We start from the raw sequence: 20,782 nt of genomic DNA on the forward strand, positions 1-20,782 counted from the left end.
TAGATCGAGGCTGGCTGCTCTAGGCTCTGCCCATGTACTTCGAACCGTGAAGGTAACCCCGATGGATTTCGCCTATTCGCCCAAGGTCCAGGCACTGCGAGAGCGCGTCAGCGCCTTCATGGATGCTTATGTCTATCCCGCCGAACCGGTGTTCGAGCGCCAGGTCGCCGAGGGCGACCGCTGGCAACCCACCGCGATCATGGAAGAGCTCAAGGCCAAGGCCCGGGCCGAGGGTTTGTGGAACCTGTTCCTCCCGGAGTCGGAATACGGCGCCGGTCTGAGCAACCTGGAGTACGCGCCGCTGGCCGAGATCATGGGCCGTTCGCTGCTGGGCCCGGAGCCGTTCAACTGCTCGGCGCCAGACACCGGCAACATGGAAGTGCTGGTGCGCTATGGCAGCGAGGCGCAAAAGCGCCAGTGGTTGGAGCCGTTGCTGCGCGGTGAGATCCGCTCGGCATTCGCCATGACCGAACCGGACGTGGCTTCTTCGGACGCCACCAACATGGCTGCCACGGCCGTGCGTGATGGTGACGAGTGGGTGATCAATGGCCGCAAATGGTGGACGTCCGGCGCCTGCGATCCGCGCTGCAAGGTGATGATCTTCATGGGCCTGTCGAACCCAGACGGTCCGCGCCATCAGCAGCATTCGATGGTGCTGGTACCGACCGATGCGCCGGGGGTGAAGATCGTCCGCCCATTGCCGGTATTCGGTTATGACGATGCGCCCCATGGCCATGCCGAAGTGCTGTTCGAGAACGTGCGGGTGCCTTATGAGAACGTGGTCCTTGGCGAGGGGCGTGGTTTCGAGATCGCCCAGGGCCGCCTTGGCCCAGGCCGCATCCACCATTGCATGCGTTCGATCGGCATGGCCGAGCGGGCGCTGGAGCTGATGTGCAAGCGCTCGGTCGAGCGCACGGCCTTCGGCCGGCCCTTGGCGCGTCTGGGGGGCAACGTCGACAAGATCGCCGATTCGCGCATGGAGATCGACATGGCGCGCCTGCTGACGCTGAAGGCGGCGTACATGATGGACACCGTCGGCAACAAGGTCGCGCGCAGCGAGATCGCGCAGATCAAGGTGGTGGCGCCGAACGTGGCGTTGAAGGTGATCGACCGGGCCATCCAGATGCACGGTGGGGCAGGGGTGAGCGGCGATTTCCCGCTGGCCTACATGTACGCCATGCAACGCACCCTGCGCCTGGCCGATGGGCCGGATGAGGTGCACCGGGCGGCGATCGGCAAGTACGAGATCGGCAAGTATGTGCCGGTGGAGATGCTGCGCGGCGGAAGGTGAGGCAAGCCGGTTCCTGCCTCTGTGGGAGATAAGTTCATCGAACTAGTAGGAAACGTCTAATTTCCCACTTCAGGCACTAAAGGCCTCTGGGCAGCTGTTAGGTTTCAAACCTGATAAATGCACAGGGGAGTATTGCCGATGCGGGTCAATCTGGATGGCAGAGGCCAGGCGGTCGATGGTGATACCACGACCACCGGGGCCATTTGCATCGCCACCGGTACCGGGTACACGTCCGATGGACGCGAGGTGCTCAGGGAAGGCGACCCCACTACGGAGTGTCCGCTTTGTGGGCAGGAGGGGATGGTTGCCGAAGGGGTTGAGTTCTTCATCTCTTCCGGCAGGCGGGTGGCGATGGATGGCGCGCTGGTCGTTTGTGCCTGTTCACCTGGCAGCAACCGGGTGGTTGCACCGTTGAATGAGGCACCGCCATCGAGGCAGGCCAGGCCAGCCGTACAAGTGTCTGAGGCTCACACTGAGCACTTTGCGCAATCTGCGATGACATCCATGCCCGGTACGCTGGAACCGGGGTTCTATGTGGTGCCCCGGCACATGTCGTTCCCGCAGGTGCTGCTGCAGTTGCAGGCGCACGACAGCACTCTGCCGATCTCGCATCTGCAGCGGCTTAACCCTACCTTCGAGCAAGGGTTCAAGGCTGGGGAAATCTTCGTTATCGGCGATCCGGACAATGGCAACGCCTGCACCCGCGAAGAAGCCCAGCTGATGGCAGCCGCAGAGCATGCGCGGCGGGCGCTGGCGGCACTCGATTTTGCCGAGTCGGATTTCATGATGCAGCACCAGGCCGAGATTGCGGGATTGCTTGCCAACGCAAGCCAATCCATGGGGGTGGGCAAGGACATGCTCGATCAAGGGCTAAAGCAAGTCAGCGGGACATTGACCAAGATCGAGCAACTGCATCAACGCGAATTCTTGCGCCATGGCCATCTGAACAGCCCGGGTTTCTTTGCTGAGCGGCGGCAGTTGTTGCAGCAGCTCGACGGGCAGCTGAAAGCGGCGTTTCTCAACAAAAAGCTCAATCTTGGGAGCTATGAACGGCTGAAGAAGAGTTTGAATATTTCGACCAAAAGCCTTGTGCATCATTGGTCGAAAGCGGGCGGGCCGGGACAGATTCCGGGGTATGCGACGCATCTGGATAAGGTGGCGAAGCTTGGTAAGTACCTTCAGTGGGGTGGGCATGCTGCGGTTGGGCTAGCTGGTACTTCGTCATACCTGAAAGTGCAAGTAGTTTGTCGTGCCGGCGAAACCGAGGCTTGTAGAAAGGTGCGGCTAACTGAGACAGGTAGTTTTACTGCTGGTGTTGCCGGGGCAACGCTTGGATCATATGCTGCGACCGCAGCGGTAGGCACATTATGCGGTGTTTTTGCAGCGGGAACAGCAGGTCTAGGCACTCCGCTGTGTGGCATCGTGCTAGTCGGGGGAGGTGGGTTTGCCGGAGGTCTCTTGGGCGCGGAATTCGGAGAGTCAGCAGGTGAGTTCATCTACGAGGTGACCAATGATTGATATTTCAACTTGGCCCTCAGGTCTTAAGCTAATCATTTTGCTTAGCCCCTTCATTGTGGGACTGCCCGGCGTTGTCATGGGCGCTTACATTACGCTGTCCAAAGACTATGGCGTTGTCTGCTCTTCAATTACCAGTAATCCATATCTAGAAGTATTGAAGAGGACTTGGGGCAATGGAAGCTTCAAGTGGCGATGGATGTTAGTGGGGGCAGTGGGCGGATTGGTTTCATTTCCTTGGTTGGTATTGCGAACTGGGAAGCTGGATGTAGAAGAGTTGAAGGCGTTTCCACTCAGCCTCAAACGAAGGCTCGTGATCTCATCTTGGCTGACTGTGAGCGGATTCGTCGGGATGGCGGCTATGTGGGCATTTGTCCGATTCAAGTAGCCAATACTCTTGGATCAGACCCGCATCTGCGGGTCTTCCTCCTTCTCACCAACCTTGTCTTTCCCGATCGTTGGCTGTTCCAACTCCGTGTCACTCACCACCTTCTCCCCCCGCGTCTTGATCAACGAAACCACCACCCCACCCAGCAACAACCCGAACGTCACCCCCAACGACAGCAACGCCGGTACCTTGCCCACCATGCCGTGGTAGAAGATCTTGCAGCCAATGAAGATCAGCACCAGCGCCAGCGCATACTTGAGGTAGACAAACCGGTGCATCAGCGCCGACAAGGCAAAGTACAGCGAGCGCAAACCCAGGATGGCGAAGATGTTCGAGGTGTAGACGATGAACGGGTCCTGGGTGATGGCGAAGATCGCCGGTACGCTGTCGACGGCGAACACCAGGTCGGCCAGTTCGATCAGCACCAAGGCCAGGAACAGCGGTGTGGCATAACGCAGGGCCTTGCTTTCGCCGGGCGGGGTCAGGTGCACGAAGAAGTGCGAGCCATGGATCTGGTCGGTCACACGCATGTGCCGGCGGACGAATTTCAAGATCGGGTTATTGGCAAGGTCGGGGTGGCTGTCCTCCTTCGACAGGGCCATCTTCACCCCGGTGAACAGCAGGAAGGCGCCGAAGATATAGAGCACCCAGGCAAAGTTCTGCACCAGCGCCGCCCCCACGCCGATCATGATCGCACGCAGGAACACCACGCCAAGAATGCCCCAGAACAGTACGCGGTGCTGGTAGCGGCGGGGGATGGCGAAGAAGCCGAAGATCATCGCCATGACGAACACGTTGTCCATCGACAACGACTGCTCGACCAGGAAACCGGTGTAGAACTCCAGCGCCGACTGCGCCCCCAGCTCATGCCAGACCCACAGGCCGAACAGCACGCCGACGCTGAAATAGCCCGAATACAGCAACAGGCTTTCGCGCATTTCGATCTCGCGGTCCTGGCGGTGCAGCACACCCAGGTCGAGTACCAGCAAACCGATGACGATGGCCATGAACACCAGCCACAACCAGGTGCTGGTGCCAAGAAACGGGGAGGTGAGGAATGTCTGCAGAGCTGTCATGAGCCCCTCCTTGAATGTCGACGTTGCCAAGTGAAGATCGCAACAGTGATCCGACATCACGGCTTGGCAGCCGTCAGAGGGGCCCGGTATCACATGGGCTTGAGCCTAGACCCGTTTGCCAGTGATGCCGAATGGTGAGCTGTTACATTTCTTTGCGTGTCAGTAGACCCAGACTTCCACCCGACGGTTACGCAAGCGGCCTTGCTCCCTGTCATTGCCGGCGATCGGCAACTCGTCGCCCATACCGGTCACTTCCAGCACCTCGACGCCACCCCGTGCCAGTTCGCGGCGTACGGCCTGGGCACGCAAGCGCGACAGCAACGCTGCACGGCCGGGCGTTTCCTTAGGGTCGCCGAAACCTACCAGCACCGCCTTGCTTTGCAGCTTGCCAGCCTGGCGCAGGTATTCGACCACCCGCTGCACATCGCGCAGGGCCTTGTTGTCGAGGCTGGCGCTGCCTTCCTGGAAGCGGAAATTGACGCTCAAGCGTTGCGCTTGCTGGGCAAGGCTGCGGTAGCGGGGCGGCATGTCGGCCTGCGCCGCTACCGGTTGCGTCTGGACCTGCTGCGAGACGAAGCCCTGTTCGGCGACGATGGCCTGGCCGGCCGCAGTCTGGGCGAAGTCGGCCAGCGCCCGGGCCTGGGGTTTGGCATTGGCTGGCAGGTAGAAGTACAGCCGCCGCGACAGCGGGTAGTCCTCGCTGGCGACCAGTGGGCGATCAGGCAGCATGGCCGGTGCATCGCCCTCGGCCACCGCCAGCACCTTGGCCCCGTGTACCGCCGCCAGGCTGCTGAAACCGATGGCGTGACGATCAGCGCCGACCCGTTCGGCGAGGGTTTCGCTGGACTCGAAGCGCTGCGCCTGCGTGGCCAGCACGCCATGGTGCGGTTCCAGTACCAGTGCCTTGAAAGTTTCATAGGTCCCGGAGCGATCATCGCGGGCATACAGGTGAATGGCCCCACCTGCCACGCCCAGTTGCTCCCAGTGCTGGATCTGCCCGGAGAAGATCTGCGCCAGTTGCTGGGTGGTCAGTTGTGGCAGCGGGTTGTCGGGGTGGACGATGACGGCCACGCCATCCAGGCCGATGACCTGTTCGGCCCTGGCCGAGCGCAGGTCGCCCAGGGCCTTGAGCTGGTTCACTTCGGCATCGCTGATGGGACGCGAGGCCGCCGCCAGGTCTGCCTGGCCCTGGCCGAGGGCGGCAAAACCGGTGCTCGAACCGTGGGCGGCGATGTCGATACGCAAAGGTTGGCCATGCGCATCGCGGGCCTTGATCACGGTTTCGTTGGCCACCGCGCCTGGCAGTTGCTCGATGTCCGTCGCCTGCTGCGCGCGCAGGTGCGCTTGCACCAATGCCGGCAGCAATGCTGCGCCAATGGTGTTGGAACCCTGCACGCGCAACAGCGCAGGGTCGGCCTGGGCCGTCAGGGTCAGCAGGAGAGGCAGCAGGAGCAGCAGGCGGCGCATGCCGGGCAACCTTTGGCATAGAGTTGCCCGGCAGATTACGACGGTGGCGTGACCGAAATGTGACAGTCAGGCGGCATTCAGTGCATCGACGATGGCCTGGCCGACCGCCTGGGTCGAGCGGCTGCCGCCCATGTCAGGCGTGGTCGCACCGCTGGCGATGACCGCCTCGATGGCCAGCAGGATTTCATCGTGTGCGGCCTGATAACGGGCGTCCGCGGTTTCCTTGCCAAGGAATTCGAGCATCAGCGCACCCGACCAGATCATGCCGATCGGGTTGGCGATGTTCTTGCCGAAGATATCCGGCGCCGAGCCATGCACCGGCTCGAACAACGACGGGAGCTTGCGCTCGGGGTTGAGGTTGGCCGACGGCGCGATGCCGATGGTGCCGGTGCAGGCCGGCCCGAGGTCGGAGAGGATGTCGCCGAACAGGTTGGAGGCTACCACCACGTCGAAGCGCTCCGGTTGCAGCACGAAGCGTGCGCAAAGGATGTCGATGTGCTGTTTGTCCCAGGTGATCTCCGGGTAGTGCGCGGCCACCGCGGCGGTGCGCTCGTCCCAGTACGGCATGCTCACGGCCATGCCGTTGGACTTGGTGGCCGAGGTCACATGCTGGCGCGGGCGATTGTGGGCAAGTTCGAACGCGTATTCGAGGATGCGGTCGACGCCACGGCGGGTGAACACCGATTCCTGCAGGACGAATTCATTGGCAGTGCCTTCGAACATGCGCCCTCCCAGCGACGAGTATTCGCCTTCGGTGTTTTCCCGCACCACCACGAAGTCGATGTCGCCAGGCTGCTTGCCGGCCAGCGGGCACGGCACGCCGGGGAACAGGCGGACCGGGCGAATGTTCACGTACTGGTCGAAGTCGCGGCGGAACTTGAGCAGCGAACCCCACAGGGAAATGTGGTCAGGCACCTTGTCGGGCCAGCCGACGGCACCGAAGTACAAGGCGTCGAAGACCTTGAGCTGGTCGAACCAGTCGTCCGGCATCATCTTGCCGTGGGCCAGGTAGTAGTCGCAGCTGGCCCATTCGAAAAACTCGAACTGCAGGTCCAGGCCATGCTTGCGGGCAGCCGCTTCGAGCACGCGGATACCTTCCGGGAGCACTTCATTGCCGATGCCGTCGCCGGGAATGGCGGCGATCTTGAACGTCTTGGTCTTGGTCATGGCCACACCGTGTGTCTGGGGAACTGATGTCGGCCATGCTATAAGGGTCCTTTGCATAAATAATCAGCTAGCTCATGCATTCTTGGTGCACGTATCGTGAATAATCTGCCCAGCCTCGACGACCTTGATATCTTCCTTCAGGTGACCCGCCGTGCGAGCTTTGCGGCGGTGGCCGAGGCCCGTGGGATGTCGGCTGCCTTCGTCAGCAAGCGCATCCGCGTGCTCGAAGCGGACCTCGGCGTGCGTCTGCTGCACCGCACCACCCGGCGGGTGACGGTGAGCGAGGAGGGTGAGCGGGTCTATCAATGGGCGCAGCATATCTTCGAGGCACTGCAGCGCATGGGCGACGACCTGGACGCCGGGCAGCGGGAGCCAGCCGGGCAGTTGCGCATCGCCAGCAGCCTGGGCCTGGGGCGGCGGATGGTGGCGCCAGCGTTGTCGGAGCTGGCGGCGCGCTACCCACGGCTGGACATCCGCCTGGACGTGCATGATCGCCTGGTGGACCTGGTGGCCGAGGGCGTCGATCTGGATATCCGCGTGGGTGACCAGATTGCCCCGAACCTGATCGCCAAGCGCCTGGCGCGCAACTGGCGGGTGTTGTGCGCGGCGCCGGACTACCTTGCCCGGCGCGGCACGCCGAAGAGCCTGGCGGATCTGGCCAGTCATGACTGCCTGGTGATCAAGGAGCGCGACCATCCTTTCGGGGTCTGGCACCTTGAGGGGCCTGCGGGCGAGGAGAGTGTGCGGGTCACTGGCGCACTGTCGAGCAACCATGGCGAAGTGGTGCACCAGTGGTGCCTGAACGGGCGCGGGATCGTGCTGCGGTCGTGGTGGGATGTGCACGACAGCCTGGCGGATGGCCGGCTGGTGCAGGTGCTGGAGGGGTATCGGCAGAGTGCCGATATCTGGGCGGTGTATACCGCGCCGCTGGCCGGGTCGGCCAAGGTGCGGGTGGCGGTGGAGTTTTTCCGGGAGTTCTTTGCCGACAGGTTTCAGATTCCGGGTTGACTGTACCGGCCTCTTCGCGGGACAAGCCCGCTCCTACACGGAATGTGCAACGCCTGTAGGAGCGGGCTTGTCCCGCGAAGAGGCCGGTACAGCCACTAACCCACCGGGATCAGTGCGCGCCGGCCGACTTGCTCAGATCACTCTCGGCCCACTCGGTATAGATGCAGGCATCCGCCACCGCCCAGCGCACCTTCACGGTATCCCCCGGCTGCATCGGCATCCCGGCGGCAGATAGCGCCTTCACCGTCAGCTCGGTACCGCCCGTGGTGACCACATGGCAGGTCTGGCTCTCACCCAGGAACAGGACCTCACCGACCTTGGCACTGACCTCGTTCCAGCCCGCAGGCAATGGCTCGCGCGCGGCCTGTTCGGCGGTCAAGGCCAGGGCCTTCTCCGGCCGCACCATGATCAGTGCATCCTGCTCGGCGCTGAGGCCTGGGGTCAGGCGAATCGCCACCGGCTGGCCCTCAAAGCTTCCCGCGCCATTGCTGCTGGCCTTGATCCGCAGGAAGTTGGAGTTGCCCAGGAACGACGCGACAAAGGCATTCGGCGGGTTCTGATAAAGGTCGTAACCGGTACCCAGGCCAACGATCTTGCCATGGCTGAAGATGGCGATGCGCTGGGACAGACGCATGGCTTCTTCCTGGTCATGGGTCACGTAGACGATGGTGATACCCAGCCGGCGGTGCAGCTGGCGCAGTTCGTCCTGCAGGTCTTCACGCAGCTTCTTGTCCAGCGCACCGAGCGGTTCGTCCATCAGCAGGATGCGTGGCTCGTACACCAGCGCCCGGGCAATCGCCACGCGCTGCTGCTGGCCACCGGACATCTGCGATGGCTTGCGGTGGGCAAACTTCTCCAGCTGCACCAGCTTGAGCATGGCATCGACGCGCTTGCTGGTCTCGGTGGCGCTGAGCTTGCGGATGGCCAGCGGGAAGCCGATGTTGTCACGCACGTTCAAGTGCGGGAACAGCGAGTAGCGCTGGAATACCATGCCGATGTCACGCTTGTGCGGCGGCACATTGACCAGCGACTGGCCCTCGACCAGGATCTCGCCGCTGCTCGGCGTTTCGAAACCGGCCAGCATTGACAGCGTGGTGGACTTGCCCGAGCCGCTGGAGCCGAGGAAGGTCAGGAACTCGCCGTCCTGGATCTCCAGGTCGAGGTTGTCCACGGCAGTGAAGTCGCCGTAGTGCTTGTTCAGGCCACGCAGGCTGACCAGGGTCTTGCCGTGGGCGTTGTCTTTGATGACTGCACTCATTGTTGTTTTCTCCGCACGCTCAGGCGTTGACTTCGGTGCGCCGGCGCAAGGCGGCGGCAATGAACATGACAAGCAGCGACAGGCCGATCAGCAGGGTAGAAGCCACGGCGATCACCGGGCTCAGGTCCTGGCGCAGGGTGGTCCACATCTTCACCGGCAGGGTCTGCAGGTCGGGGCTGGCCATCATCACGCTCAGCACCACCTCGTCCCACGACACCAGGAAGGCGAACAGGCCACCGGCGATCATGCCCGGGCGAATCGCCGGGAAGGTCACCTTGAAGATCGCCTGCAGACGCGAGGCACCGCAGATCACCGCGGCATCCTCGATCGACTGGTCGAACAGCTTCAGCGAGTTGATGATCGAAATGATGGTGAACGGCAGGGCGACGATCACATGGCTGACCACGAAGGCGAACAGCGTGCCGGTGTAGCCCAGCTTGAGGAACAGCGCGTACACCGCCACGGCGATGATCACCAGTGGCACGATCATCGGCATGGTGAACAGCCCGTAGAGCATTTCGCGGCCGGGGAAGCGGCCACGCACCAGGGCGAAGGCGGTGGGCAGGCCCAGCAGCACCGCGGCGATGGTGGTCAGCACGGCGACCTTGAGGCTGGCCAGGGCCGCGTCCATCCACTCCGGGTTGGAGAAGAACTGGCCGTACCACTTGAAGGTCCAGCCCGGTGGCGGGAACACCAGCCACTGGGACGAGCCGAACGACAGCAGCACGATGAACACCACCGGCAGCAGCAGGAAGGCCGCGATGACCCCGGTGGTCAGGTACAGGCCCGTACGCAACGGGCGACCCATGGCATTGGGAGACAGGAGCATGGCGGTTTACCTCGCGTTGCCGACCGGGGATTCCGGCTGCAGCTTCAGGTACAGGTAGAAGAGCACCAGGGTGATCACCACCAACAGTGCGGCCGCGGCGCTGGCCAGGCCCCAGTTGAGGAACGACTGCACCTGTTGGATGATGAATTCAGGCAGCATCATGTTCTGCGCACCGCCGAGCAGCGCTGGGGTGACGTAGTAACCGAGCGACATCACGAACACCATCAGCGCCCCGGAGAACAGCCCCGAGCGGCACAGCGGCAGGAACACCTTCCAGAAGTTGGTCCACGGGCTGGCGCCGCAGATCGAGCCGGCCTGCAGCACCATCGGGTCGATGGCGTGCATGGTCGCCTGCAGCGGCAGCACGATGAACGGGATCATGATGTAGCTCATGCCGATCACCACACCGGTGAGGTTGTGCACCATCTCCAGCGGGGTATCGATGATGCCCATGGCCATCAACGCCTTGTTGATCACCCCCGAGCTCTGCAGCAGCACCAGCCACGAGTAGGTGCGCGCCAGCAGGCTGGTCCACATCGACAGCAGGACGATGTTCAGCAGCCAGCGGCCCCAGCCCTGGGGCACCAGGGTGATCGCCCAGGCCAACGGGAAGCCCAGCAGCACGCTGATCAGGGTGACCACGCCGGCCACCGAGAAGGTGTTGAACAGCACCCGTGCATAGGCCGAGTTGGCGAACAGCTGCTCGTAGTTGCCCAGCCCTGGCGTTGGCTCCAGCACTCCGCGCAGCAACAGGCCGACCAGCGGGGCGAAGAAGAACAGGCCGAGGAACAGCAGGGCCGGCAGCAGGTTGCGGCTGCCTTTCCAGCGCTGGCCCAGGCTCACGCGGCCAGGGGCCGTTCCCGGGGCGCCGGTGCCCGTGGGGGCACCTTGCGCGTTCTGCAGGGCGTTGATGGCGACTTTCATTTGACCAACCACTCATTCCAGCGGGCTGCGATAGCCTGGCCGTTTTTCGCCCAGTAGGCGAAGTCCAGGGTGACCTGGTCCTGGGCGTAGGCGGTCGGCAGGTTCGGGGCGAGGTCTTTGTCGAGCTTGGCCACGCTGTCGACGTTCACCGGGGCGTAGGCGGTCTTGTTGGCGAAGTCGGCCTGGCCTTCGGCGCTGCTGGCATTGGCCAGGAACTTCATGGCCGCGTCCTTGTTCTTCGAGCCTTTCGGGATGACCAGGAAATCGGCCATGACCAGGTTCTGCTTCCAGCTCACGCCCACCGGTGCACCGTCTTGCTGCAGGGCATAGACGCGGCCGTTCCAGAACTGGCCGAGCGACGCTTCACCCGAGGCCAGCAGCTGCTGCGACTGGGCACCACCGCCCCACCAGACGATGTCTTTCTTGATGGTGTCGAGCTTCTTGAAGGCGCGGTCCAGGTCCAGCGGGTAGAGGTCCTTGGGCGCTACGCCGTCGGCCAGCAGGGCCAGTTCCAGCACGCCGGGGCTCGGCCATTTGTACAGGGCGCGTTTGCCTGGGTAGGTCTTGGTGTCGAACAGCGCAGTCCAGTCGACCGGCTTGTTGGCACCGAGCTTGCCTTCGTTGTAGCCGAGCACGAAGGAGAAGAAGAACGAGCCGACGCCGTGGTCGGAGACGAAGCGCGGGTCGATCTTGTCGCGTTTGATCTGGTTGAAATCGAGGGGTTCGAGCAGGCCTTCGCTGGCGGCGCGCAGGGCAAAGTCGGCTTCGACGTCGACCACGTCCCATTGCACGTTGCCGCTCTCGACCATGGCCTTGAGCTTACCGTAGTCGGTCGGGCCGTCCTGGACGACTTTGATGTCGGTGCTTTTGCTGAAGGGTACGGCCCATGCTTCTTTCTGGGCGTCCTGGGTGGTACCGCCCCAGCTGACGAAGTTGAGGCTGTCAGCGGCCTGGGCGGCCTGACATGCCAGGGTCAGCAGGCTGGCGGACAGCACTGCGGTTACACGTTTGCTCAACAGCATGGTTACGCCCTCGTTGCTTTTGTTATTCGAGGCGGGGCTTCTGGTGCGCCCGCCAACAGTGTTCGGGGAGCAGCTAAAACAAAGTGTCTGGTGGCCGTTTGTAATTGTAGGTGCCGGCCTGGAGATTCAAGGTCTACGGGATATCATATTATGGTATTCCAAACTTTTGGCAAGAGGTATGAGGCTACCGGCCATCACTCCGTAGTCATGTAAGGGAACGAAAGCTTTGCCTGGATCCTGTAGGAGCGGGCTTGTCCCGCGAACACGGGCGAAGCCCGTGCCATGCACCGCGTTGCCTGCTTCGCGGGACAAGCCCGCTCCTACAGGAGTGTGTATTTCAACCAACCATCCCGGGCTCGAACGGAATGCTCTGCACCACCTCCAGTTCATACCCGGCCAGCCCGGCATATTTCAGCGGCGGGCCCAGGTGACGCAGCTTGCCCACGCCCAGGTCCTGCAGAATCTGCGCCCCGGTACCGACTTCCGAGTACACCTTGGACTGCCCACGCTGATAAGGCCGCACCGGCTGAGTCAGCTGCGGTACGCGTTCGAGCAAGGCTTGTGAGGATTCGTGGTTGGCGAGGATCACCACCACCCCGGCGCCTTCCTCGGCCACTTTCTGCAGCGCCGCCCACAGAGTCCAGTTGGCGGGGCCGGCGTACTCGGCACCCACCAGGTCGCGCAGCGGGTCGATCACGTGCACTCGCACCAGGGTCGGCTGCTCACGACGGATATCGCCCATGACCATGGCCATGTGCACGCCGCCTTCTATGCGGTCCTCGTAGGTCACCAGGCGGAACGTGCCGTGCACGGTCGGCAGTTCGCGCTCGCCGATGCGCTTGATGGTCTGCTCGTTGCTCAAGCGATAGTGGATCAGGTCGGCGATGGTGCCGATCTTGATGCCGTGCTGCGCGGCGAACACTTCCAGGTCCGGGCGGCGGGCCATGGTGCCGTCATCGTTGAGCACCTCGACAATCACCGAGGCCGGGGTGAAACCGGCCAGACGGGCCAGGTCGCAACCGGCTTCGGTATGCCCGGCACGGGTCAGCACGCCGCCTTCGCGGGCACGCAGGGGGAAGATGTGGCCAGGCTGCACCAGGTCTTCGGGGCGGGCATCGGGCGCCATGGCCGCAGCCACGGTGCGCGCCCGGTCGGCGGCGGAAATGCCGGTGGTGACGCCGGTGGCGGCTTCGATCGACACGGTGAAGGCGGTGCTGAACACGCTGCCATTGGCCGGTACCATCTGCTCAAGGCCCAGGCGCTGGCAGTGGTCGTCGGTCAGGGTCAGGCAGATCAGCCCGCGCGCTTCGCGGGCCATGAAGTTGATGGCCTGGGCATCACAGCGCTCGGCGGCGATCAGCAGGTCGCCTTCGTTTTCCCGGTCCTCGTCGTCCACCAGCAGGACCATCTTGCCTTGCCGGTAGTCCTCGAGGAGTTCCTCGATGGTGTTGAAAGCCATGTTGCACGCTCACTGTGGTGGGGTGATTTTTATGGTATACCATCATACACAAATATCGTTGTAACAGGAGAGCAGCGGATGAAGGCCTATTGGATCGCCCACGTCGACGTGACCGACCCCGAGCAGTACCAGCAGTACACCCAGCGCGCTCCCGCTGCCTTCAAGGCATTCGGCGGCCGCTTCCTGGCTCGCGGCGGGCGCAGCGAGGCGATGGAAGGGCGGCCCACTCCACAGCGTAGCGTGGTGATCGAGTTCGATTCGTATGAGCAGGCGGTGGCCTGTTATTGGTCGGAGCTGTACCAGGAGGCATGCAGCCATCGCCAAGGGGTGGCCAAGGCTGAGGTGATCATCGTTGAAGGGTTCGAGCCTTGAGCTAAGTGCTGATGGCCCTTTCGCGGGACAAGCCCGCTCCCACAGGTACAGCATAGTCCTCAAGACTTGCGCTGTACCTGTGGGAGCGGGCTTGTCCCGCGAAGAGGCCGGTCCTGCTTATGGCATGCCAGGCAGCTCATGGGGTCGCAGGTCGAACACCAGCACCTCGGCATCCACCCCGTTGCCTAGCTCAAGTACCTGTTCCTGCCGTACCCGCACACCATCCCCTTCATTGAGCACCTGGCCATTGAGCTCGATGCTGCCGCGAGCCACATGCACATAGGCATGGCGGTTCGCCGGCAAGTTCAGCGTCGCGCGCTCCGCGCCATCGAACAGCCCGGCATACACCCGCGCGTTCTGCCGCACCTGCAATGACCCTTCGGCTCCATCTGGCGAGATGATCAGGCGCAACGTGCCGCGCTTCTCCTCGGCACTGAAGTGCTGCTGCTGATAACGCGGCGTCGCCCCTTTCACATTGGGCACGATCCAGATCTGCAGGAAGTGTACCGGCTGCGCCTGGCTGTGGTTGAACTCGCTGTGCGCTACACCACGTCCGGCGCTCATCAGTTGCACATCACCCGGGCGGATCACCGAGCCGGTACCCAGGGTGTCCTTGTGCTCCAGCGCGCCTTCGAGTACGTAGGAGAAGATTTCCATATCGCGGTGCGGGTGCTCGCCAAAACCCTTGCCAGGGATGACGCGGTCGTCGTTGATCACCAGCAGGTCGGAAAAACCTTGCTCGTCGGGGTTGCGGTAATGGCCGAAGGAGAAGGTGTGGAAGGATTTCAGCCAGCCATGGAAGGCCAGGCCGCGGTCTTGGGCGTTACGGACGGTAAGCATGACGAATCTCAAGTAAGGGCAGGGCACCTGGGCCCTGCCACGCGGTTGGCTGGTGTTATTGCAGATGCACGTTCAGTTCGTTTGCGGCCTGGCGCATCGCCGCTTTTACAGCCGGCACCTGGCTCAGCGGGTTGAGCAACCCATAGTCATGGATCATGCCGTTGTAGCGCACCGAGGTAACGGTCACGCCCGCCGCATTCAGCTTGCGTGCATAGGCCTCACCTTCATCCCGAAGCACATCGAACTCGGCGGTCTGCACCAGTGCCGGCGGCAGGCCCTTGAGCTGTTCGCTGCTGGCACGCAGTGGCGAAGCGTAGATCTGCTCCCGTGCCTTGGCATCAAGGGTGTAGTTGTCCCAGAACCACTTCATCATCCCGGTGGTGAGGAAGTGCCCGTTGGCGAACTGCTTGTACGACGCCGTCTCGAAGCTGGCATCGGTCACTGGCCACAGCAGCAGCTGGAAGCGCAGGGCCGGGGTGCCGGCCTCCTTGGCCTTGAGCGCGACCACTGCCGCCATGTTGCCGCCGACGCTGTTGCCGGCCACGGCCAGGCGCTTGCCGTCGACACCGATTTCCTTGCCGTGCTCGGCGACCCACTGGGTGGCGGCATAGGCCTGGTTGATCGCCGTCGGGTAGTGCGCCTCTGGTGACGGCGTGTAGTCCACATAGACCGCCACCGCGCCGGAGCCGACCACCAGGTCGCGGATCAGCCGCTGGTGAGTCGGGAAGTCGCCGAGCACCCAGCCGCCGCCGTGGAAGAACATGAACACCGGCAACTCACCTTTGACATTGGCCGGGCGCACCACCTGCAGCGTGATCGACTGGCCGTTGGCCTGGATGGTGCGTTGCTTGACCTCGATACCGGACAGGTCGACCTTCACTGAAGCCTGAGCACCGGTCAGCACGGCACGGGCGTCTTTCGGGCTGAGCTGTTCGAGCGGCTTGCCACCACCCTGTTCCAGCGCTTCGAGGAAGGCCTGGGTGTGCTGTTCGACGCCCGGGCTGCCGGCAGCAAAAGCGTTGGAGACGGACAGGGCGAGGAGGGAAGCGGTGAGGGTCTTTTGGACAATGTTCATGAGCGAATCCTTTTCAAGGTAAGTGCTGGTAATGGGCGTCTTGCCTGGCCTTCAGGGCCATCGCTGCGACCTGTGTGTAGATTAGGGAGATGCACTGACGGGAAAAAGCCGCTATAAAGCGTTTGACTGTCACCAAGAGCGAGACAATGAACCCCTACGAAGACATGCGCATCTTTGCCCAGGTCATGGAGGCCGGCAGTTTCACTGCCGCCGCCGAGCGACTGGGCATGTCCAAGCAATCGGTCAGCCGCCGCCTGATGCAGCTCGAAGAGCGCCTCGGCGTGCGCCTGCTCAACCGCTCCACCCGTCGTCTGGACGCTACGCCACTGGGCCAGCACTACTATCAGTCGGCGCTGCGCCTGCTGGGCGAGGTGCAGCAGGTGGAACACGACATCAGCGGCCAGGCCCAGGCCTTGCGCGGCACCTTGCGCCTGAGTGCGCCGCTGTCGTTCGCCATGGCCCACCTGGGCTGCCTGCTGACCGAGTTTCTTCAGTTGCATCCGCAGGTGGATGTGGAGGTGGACCTCAGCGACCGTGCCGTGGACCTGATCGGCGAGGGGTACGACCTGGCGCTGCGCATTGGCGCGCTGGAGGATTCCAGCCTGATTGCCCGGCGCATTGCCGATGTCGAGCGGGTGTATTGCGCGAGCCCGGCGTACCTTGAAGCCCGAGGCGTACCAACCAGGCCGGAAGAACTGGCCACGCATGATTGCCTGCCCTATGGGCACTCGCGGCAAGTGCAGTGGCAGTTCCACCAGAGCGGCAAGGCCCAGGTGATTCAGGTGACCGGGCGGATGCGGGCGAACAACGGCGAGTTGCTCCGGGATGCGGCAATTGCCGGGATGGGGGTGACCTATTTGCCGACCTTCATCGTCGGCCAGGCGCTGGCGGACGGGCGGCTGGTGACGGTGCTGGATGAGTGGGTGCCGCCGGCGTTGCAGTTGTCGGCGGTGTATCCGCAGCACCGGCAGGTGGCGCGGCCGGTGCAGGGGTTCGTGAGCTTCTTGCGCGAGCGGCTGACTGAACTCTGATCTTGATACCAGTGTTTGCTTCTTCGCGGCGGTTCGACGCCTCGACGCGCTCGCTCCCTCAGGAAAATCACAATACTCAAGACCTGTGGTGTACCTGTGGGAGCCGCGCTTGCCGGCGATGGGGCGCGAAGCGGCCCCGGCAATTTATGCAACAACCTTGAAATCGTGGGGCCGCTTCGCGGCCCATCGCCGGCAAGCGCGGCTCCCACAAGTACAGCGCACGTCTGCCGGAACAGGTCAACGCATCAACTGATCCACCCCAATCCACCCGCCATCGAACTCATCCATGGCATCCAGCACCGCCGCCTGGAAGTACGCCAGCGAAGCCCGGTCGAACAGCAACTGCAGGGCTGGCAGTTCATCACTCCCGACATTCACCACGATCACATTGATCCGCGCCGCCGACGTCTGCGCCACGGCCCCGACTGCAAACGCCTGCAAACGCAGGTCGACCCCGCACAACTTGGCCATCACCGCACTGCAATGCGCTCCCGACAGTTGCAACCAGGCATGGCTGTCCTGACGCGGTAGCAGATAGTTGCGCCGGGCATCCTGCACCCACGCAACCTCTTCGGCTGCTACCCGTGCACCCCGGTCGGCAAGGCTGCCCAGCAACAGATACTCGCTGGCCGACAGGCGTGCCACCCAGCCCCCGTCATCCTGGCGCAAGGCCTGGTTGGGTAGCGCTGGCAAACGGTAGCCACGCGTTTCCAGATACGCCGCACTGTCCCCGCCGCGAAACCCGACCCGCGCAAGTTCGGTCAGGTCGGTCAACGCACAGGTGTGCAACAGCTCGGCCTGCGGGCTGCGTGGAATGAAGGCTTCAGCTTTCAGGCTGGACATGGTTCAGAGCTCCTGGCGCAGGTTGTCGGGATCATGGAAGGGCAGTTGCACCACCTTGGCATTGACCATCACGCCGCCTTCCACGCGGATCGGGATATGCATGCCAGGCGTCGCCTGATGGGCGCCGGCGTAGGCCAGGCCGATGATCTGCCCCAGGGTCTGCGAATACTCGCAGGAGGTGACGTTACCGCTGATGTCCGGACCGTCCAGCACCAGGTGGCCTTCCAGCGGCTGCGGGCTGCCCTTGGGCAGGGTGAAACCGACCAGCTTGCGCTTGAGCGGCTGCGCTTCGAGGATCTCGATTGAGCGCTTGCCGACGAAGAACGGCTTCTTGCGGCCGATCGCCCACTGCATGTCGATCTCCGCCGGGTGGGTCATGCCGTCGGTGTCCTGGCTGATGATCACGTGGCCTTTTTCCAGGCGCAGCAGGCGCTGGGTCTCGACGCCGAACGGGCGGATGCCCAGCCCGGCACCGGCCTGCATCAGCGCGTCCCACAGGCGCTCGGCGTTGCGCGCGGGCACGTGCAGTTCATAACCCAGCTCGCCGACGAAGCCGACCCGCAGGATGCGCGCCGGGATGCCGGCCACCGTGCCCAGGCGCACGCCCAGATAAGGGAAGGCGTCGGCCGACAGTTCGACATCGCCACACACTTTGGCCAGCACCTGGCGTGATAGCGGCCCGGCCAGGTTGACCGCGGCCAGGGCAGCGGTAACGTTGGTGATGTCCACGTCCAGCCGCCACTGTGCGTTCCACTTGAGCATCTGCTGGTAAATGCGGTCGACGCCGCTGGTGGTAGCGGTGACGTAGAAGTACTGCTCGGCCAGGCGCGCGCAGACGCCGTCGTCGATCACCACGCCGTGCTCGTTGGTCATCAGCGCATAGCGGGTGCGGCCGATGGCCAGCTTGGCGAAGCCAAAGGTGTACAGGCGCTCCAGCAGTTCGGCGGCGTCGGGGCCGCGCACGTCCAGGCCACCCAGGGTGGAAACGTCGATCAGGCCGACCTTTTCGCGCACATGGCGGGCTTCCTCCTGCATGCAGCGCTCGCGTTCATCCGCCTTGCCGTAATAGGCCGGGCGCTGCCAGATGCCGGCCGGCATCATCTTCGCGCCGGCTTGCAGGTGGCGGCGGTGCATCGGCGTCTGTCGGTATGGGTCGAACGCCCGGCCTGCGACATGCGCGAGCTTCTCCGCCTGGAATGGCGGGCGGGCGGTGGTGACGCCGGTTTCGCTGATGCTGCGGCCGGTGGCCTGGGCCACCAGGCGTGCAGTGGGCAGCGCCGAGTGGCGGCCCTGGGACGGGCCCATGCCGACCGTGGAGAAGCGCTTGACCAACTGCACGTCGCGGTAGCCGCTGCGGGTGGCGTTGACGATATCGCGCACTTGCAGGTCTTCGTCGAAGTCGACGAAATCCTTGCCCTTGGGGTGCGGGAAGATTGGCCAGGGGAAGTTGACCTTGGCTTCGGCAACGTAGGCCGACGGCGTTGGCGCTTGCAGGCCCAGTGCCGCGAGGGCTTCGGCGGCGCCGCGGCTGGCGTCGGTGAGCACGTTGTCCAGGCAGTGCCGGCCGTTCACCGAGCCGGCGATGTCCAGGCCGGCGGGCAGGTGACTGATGGTGAACTCGTCACGGTTGACGTCGTAGGCGAGCTTGCCGCCCGCCTGGCACAGCAGTTGATACACCGGCATGTAGCCGGCGGACATGCACAGCAAGTCGCAGGCCACGCGCAGGCCGTGGTCACCCACCTTGCCCTGGCCGGTGATCGGGCGAATGTCCACGCCCGTAACGTGGCGCATACCTGCTTCGTGCAGGGCTTCATAGACGGTACTGCCCAGGTGCAGGGGAATGTCGCGACGCTTGAGCTCGCTGGCCAGCGCAGCATCGGCGGGCGCGGCGCGCATGTCGACCAGGGCGGCGACAGCCACGCCTTGCTCTTGCAGGTCGAGGGCGGCCAGGTAGCCGTCATCGTGGCCGGTGAGAATCACCGCGCGTTGCCCCGGCTTGACCGCGTACAGCTTCATCAACCGCTGCGCGGCGCTGGTCAGCATCACCCCGGGCAGGTCGTTGTTGCGGAACACCACCGGCTGGTCGAACGACCCGGCGGCCACCAGGCAGCGGGTGGCGCGTATCTTGTACAGGCGCTTGTGCTGGATCACCGGCAGGTAGTTGTCGGTGAACCAGCCGTTGCAGGTGGCCTCGCACAGCACCTGGATGTTCGGGTGGCCTTCGACGGCGGCGAGCAGTTCCTGGCGCATGCTGGCGGCGCGGGTGCCGGCGATGTCGAAGCGGGCGTAGGTCAGCGAGCCGCCGAGCACCGGCTGTTGCTCGATCAGCAGCACCTTGGCCCCGGCATTGGCGGCGTCCAGCGCGGCGCGCAGGCCGGCCGGGCCGGCACCGATCACCGCCAGGTCGACAAACAGATAGGCCTTGTCGTAGTACTGCGGCCTGAAGCCGAGGTCGAGCACGCCGAGGCCGGCCTTCTTGCGGATCAACGGCTCCCACACCTTCCACATGCCCTTGGGCTTGTAGAACGAGCGGTAGTAGAAGCCCACCGGCATGAAGCGCGAGCACTTGCCCAGGTAGGCGTCGCGGTCGTGTTCCAGGCTGCCGTTGAAGTTCTGCCCGGCGACCACCTGGCCGTCACGGGCGGCCTCCAGGTCGGCCAGCACGTTGGGCTCTTCGGGGAGCTGCACCAAGGTGTTGGCGTCCTGCCCGGCCATGCTCAGCGGGCCACGCGGGCGGTGGTACTTGAACGAGCGCGACAGCAGCCAGCGGCCGTTGCCGAGCAGGGCACTGGCAATGGTGTCACCGGCAAAGCCCGGGCAGGCCTGGCCGTCGAATTCGAAACGCAGGGGCCGCTCGCGGTCGATCAGCAGGCCCATGGGCGCGGGGAGGCGAGTGAGGCTGTTCATCCGGCGATCTCCGGGGTGGCGGCGGGGGTGAAGTCGACGCGGCGGTCGAACAGATCTTTCGGGTCGAAGGTGCGCAGCACCTGGTCGCTGACGGTGTGTCGCTCGGCCAGGAACCAGTAGCTCGAGGCGTTGTGCAGCCACCATTCGATGACCACGCCGGCCAGGTTGTCGCTGTTGAACACGTAGTCGGCCCACTCGGTGTCAGTGCAACTGGCCGGGTCGGGCATGGGCTTGAACTCGCCGCCGTAGGTGAACTCGCTGATGTTGCGCGGGCCGTTCAAGGGGCAGGTCAGGATTTTCATCGTCGTGT

Annotated in this window: 18 protein-coding genes; 5 read left to right on the top strand and 13 right to left on the bottom strand. The window is 63.8% G+C overall.

Annotation, left to right across the window (positions count from 1 at the left end):
* Positions 1–61: 61 nt before the first annotated feature.
* Both C2H86_RS22260 and C2H86_RS22265 read left to right on the top strand, forming a co-directional pair.
* Positions 62–1,291, top strand: coding sequence for an acyl-CoA dehydrogenase (locus C2H86_RS22260; RefSeq protein ID WP_159409848.1), 1,230 nt, complete (start codon positions 62–64; stop codon positions 1,289–1,291).
* Between the two features lie 138 nt (positions 1,292–1,429).
* Positions 1,430–2,809 (top strand): PAAR domain-containing protein, encoded by a 1,380-nt coding sequence (locus C2H86_RS22265; RefSeq protein WP_159409849.1) that lies wholly within the window; start codon positions 1,430–1,432, stop codon positions 2,807–2,809.
* Between the two features lie 399 nt (positions 2,810–3,208).
* Here the strand turns inward: C2H86_RS22265 and C2H86_RS22270 are convergent, their stop codons facing one another.
* From C2H86_RS22270 to C2H86_RS22280, 3 genes are all read right to left on the bottom strand, one after another.
* Positions 3,209–4,270, bottom strand: coding sequence for a TerC family protein (locus tag C2H86_RS22270; RefSeq protein WP_159409850.1), 1,062 nt, complete (start codon positions 4,268–4,270; stop codon positions 3,209–3,211).
* 159 nt (positions 4,271–4,429) lie between these two features.
* Positions 4,430–5,737, bottom strand: a complete 1,308-nt coding sequence (locus tag C2H86_RS22275) for a substrate-binding domain-containing protein (protein ID WP_159409851.1) — start codon at positions 5,735–5,737, stop codon at positions 4,430–4,432.
* Between the two features lie 66 nt (positions 5,738–5,803).
* A complete protein-coding gene (locus C2H86_RS22280) occupies positions 5,804–6,904 on the bottom strand; it encodes a tartrate dehydrogenase (RefSeq protein WP_159409852.1) in 1,101 nt (366 codons plus the stop codon).
* 96 nt (positions 6,905–7,000) lie between these two features.
* Here C2H86_RS22280 and C2H86_RS22285 point away from each other — a divergent pair, with 96 nt between their 5' ends.
* The gene (locus C2H86_RS22285) at positions 7,001–7,912 is read left to right on the top strand and encodes a LysR substrate-binding domain-containing protein (protein ID WP_159409853.1); all 912 of its coding nucleotides are present in this window, start codon (positions 7,001–7,003) and stop codon (positions 7,910–7,912) included.
* A gap of 109 nt (positions 7,913–8,021) precedes the next feature.
* On the opposite strand, the gene C2H86_RS22290 is transcribed toward C2H86_RS22285, so the two are convergent.
* The 5 genes from C2H86_RS22290 to ribBA form a co-directional block, all read right to left on the bottom strand.
* Positions 8,022–9,170 carry an ABC transporter ATP-binding protein gene (locus C2H86_RS22290; protein WP_159409854.1) on the bottom strand — a complete coding sequence of 383 codons (1,149 nt, stop codon included), beginning with the start codon at positions 9,168–9,170 and terminating at the stop codon, positions 8,022–8,024.
* Between the two features lie 19 nt (positions 9,171–9,189).
* Positions 9,190–9,999 carry an ABC transporter permease gene (locus C2H86_RS22295; RefSeq protein ID WP_027919924.1) on the bottom strand — a complete coding sequence of 270 codons (810 nt, stop codon included), beginning with the start codon at positions 9,997–9,999 and terminating at the stop codon, positions 9,190–9,192.
* A 6-nt stretch (positions 10,000–10,005) separates the two neighbouring features.
* Entirely contained in the window at positions 10,006–10,923 is a 918-nt protein-coding gene (locus tag C2H86_RS22300; protein ID WP_159409855.1) for an ABC transporter permease, read from the bottom strand.
* The gene (locus C2H86_RS22305; protein WP_159409856.1) at positions 10,920–11,945 is read right to left on the bottom strand and encodes an ABC transporter substrate-binding protein; all 1,026 of its coding nucleotides are present in this window, start codon (positions 11,943–11,945) and stop codon (positions 10,920–10,922) included. Before C2H86_RS22305 ends, C2H86_RS22300 begins: the two co-directional genes overlap by 4 nt.
* A gap of 337 nt (positions 11,946–12,282) precedes the next feature.
* Positions 12,283–13,404 (bottom strand): bifunctional 3,4-dihydroxy-2-butanone-4-phosphate synthase/GTP cyclohydrolase II, encoded by a 1,122-nt coding sequence (gene ribBA / locus C2H86_RS22310; RefSeq protein ID WP_159409857.1) that lies wholly within the window; start codon positions 13,402–13,404, stop codon positions 12,283–12,285.
* A gap of 78 nt (positions 13,405–13,482) precedes the next feature.
* On the opposite strand from ribBA, the gene C2H86_RS22315 reads away from it, so the two are divergent.
* The gene (locus C2H86_RS22315; RefSeq protein WP_159409858.1) at positions 13,483–13,776 is read left to right on the top strand and encodes a DUF1330 domain-containing protein; all 294 of its coding nucleotides are present in this window, start codon (positions 13,483–13,485) and stop codon (positions 13,774–13,776) included.
* A 117-nt stretch (positions 13,777–13,893) separates the two neighbouring features.
* On the opposite strand, the gene C2H86_RS22320 is transcribed toward C2H86_RS22315, so the two are convergent.
* Positions 13,894–14,616 (bottom strand): pirin family protein, encoded by a 723-nt coding sequence (locus C2H86_RS22320; protein ID WP_159409859.1) that lies wholly within the window; start codon positions 14,614–14,616, stop codon positions 13,894–13,896.
* A 55-nt stretch (positions 14,617–14,671) separates the two neighbouring features.
* Positions 14,672–15,691: an alpha/beta hydrolase gene (locus C2H86_RS22325; protein ID WP_159409860.1), complete on the bottom strand. Its 1,020-nt coding sequence runs from the start codon at positions 15,689–15,691 to the stop codon at positions 14,672–14,674.
* A 146-nt stretch (positions 15,692–15,837) separates the two neighbouring features.
* Between C2H86_RS22325 and C2H86_RS22330 the strand changes: the two genes are divergently transcribed.
* Positions 15,838–16,722 (top strand): LysR family transcriptional regulator, encoded by an 885-nt coding sequence (locus C2H86_RS22330; protein WP_159409861.1) that lies wholly within the window; start codon positions 15,838–15,840, stop codon positions 16,720–16,722.
* Between the two features lie 237 nt (positions 16,723–16,959).
* On the opposite strand, the gene C2H86_RS22335 is transcribed toward C2H86_RS22330, so the two are convergent.
* The 3 genes from C2H86_RS22335 to C2H86_RS22345 are packed head-to-tail and all read right to left on the bottom strand — an operon-like array spanning position 16,960 to position 20,774.
* Entirely contained in the window at positions 16,960–17,565 is a 606-nt protein-coding gene (locus tag C2H86_RS22335; protein WP_159409862.1) for a sarcosine oxidase, read from the bottom strand.
* Between the two features lie 3 nt (positions 17,566–17,568).
* Entirely contained in the window at positions 17,569–20,472 is a 2,904-nt protein-coding gene (locus C2H86_RS22340; RefSeq protein ID WP_159409863.1) for a 2Fe-2S iron-sulfur cluster-binding protein, read from the bottom strand.
* Positions 20,469–20,774: a sarcosine oxidase subunit delta gene (locus C2H86_RS22345; RefSeq protein WP_159409864.1), complete on the bottom strand. Its 306-nt coding sequence runs from the start codon at positions 20,772–20,774 to the stop codon at positions 20,469–20,471. The genes C2H86_RS22340 and C2H86_RS22345 overlap by 4 nt, the downstream gene beginning before the upstream one ends.
* Positions 20,775–20,782: the final 8 nt, after the last annotated feature.

This window comes from Pseudomonas putida, from assembly GCF_009883635.2.
GTDB lineage: Bacteria > Pseudomonadota > Gammaproteobacteria > Pseudomonadales > Pseudomonadaceae > Aquipseudomonas > Aquipseudomonas putida_W.

Coding starts and splice junctions, on each gene's coding strand:
- C2H86_RS22260 (WP_159409848.1), top strand. CDS start 62: ATGGATTTCGCCTATTCGCCCAAGGTCCAGGCACTGCGAGAGCGCGTC.
- C2H86_RS22265 (WP_159409849.1), top strand. CDS start 1,430: ATGCGGGTCAATCTGGATGGCAGAGGCCAGGCGGTCGATGGTGATACC.
- C2H86_RS22270 (WP_159409850.1), bottom strand. CDS start 4,270: ATGACAGCTCTGCAGACATTCCTCACCTCCCCGTTTCTTGGCACCAGC.
- C2H86_RS22275 (WP_159409851.1), bottom strand. CDS start 5,737: ATGCGCCGCCTGCTGCTCCTGCTGCCTCTCCTGCTGACCCTGACGGCC.
- C2H86_RS22280 (WP_159409852.1), bottom strand. CDS start 6,904: ATGACCAAGACCAAGACGTTCAAGATCGCCGCCATTCCCGGCGACGGC.
- C2H86_RS22290 (WP_159409854.1), bottom strand. CDS start 9,170: ATGAGTGCAGTCATCAAAGACAACGCCCACGGCAAGACCCTGGTCAGC.
- C2H86_RS22295 (WP_027919924.1), bottom strand. CDS start 9,999: ATGCTCCTGTCTCCCAATGCCATGGGTCGCCCGTTGCGTACGGGCCTG.
- C2H86_RS22300 (WP_159409855.1), bottom strand. CDS start 10,923: ATGAAAGTCGCCATCAACGCCCTGCAGAACGCGCAAGGTGCCCCCACG.
- C2H86_RS22305 (WP_159409856.1), bottom strand. CDS start 11,945: ATGCTGTTGAGCAAACGTGTAACCGCAGTGCTGTCCGCCAGCCTGCTG.
- ribBA (WP_159409857.1), bottom strand. CDS start 13,404: ATGGCTTTCAACACCATCGAGGAACTCCTCGAGGACTACCGGCAAGGC.
- C2H86_RS22315 (WP_159409858.1), top strand. CDS start 13,483: ATGAAGGCCTATTGGATCGCCCACGTCGACGTGACCGACCCCGAGCAG.
- C2H86_RS22320 (WP_159409859.1), bottom strand. CDS start 14,616: ATGCTTACCGTCCGTAACGCCCAAGACCGCGGCCTGGCCTTCCATGGC.
- C2H86_RS22325 (WP_159409860.1), bottom strand. CDS start 15,691: ATGAACATTGTCCAAAAGACCCTCACCGCTTCCCTCCTCGCCCTGTCC.
- C2H86_RS22330 (WP_159409861.1), top strand. CDS start 15,838: ATGAACCCCTACGAAGACATGCGCATCTTTGCCCAGGTCATGGAGGCC.
- C2H86_RS22335 (WP_159409862.1), bottom strand. CDS start 17,565: ATGTCCAGCCTGAAAGCTGAAGCCTTCATTCCACGCAGCCCGCAGGCC.
- C2H86_RS22340 (WP_159409863.1), bottom strand. CDS start 20,472: ATGAACAGCCTCACTCGCCTCCCCGCGCCCATGGGCCTGCTGATCGAC.
- C2H86_RS22345 (WP_159409864.1), bottom strand. CDS start 20,774: ATGAAAATCCTGACCTGCCCCTTGAACGGCCCGCGCAACATCAGCGAG.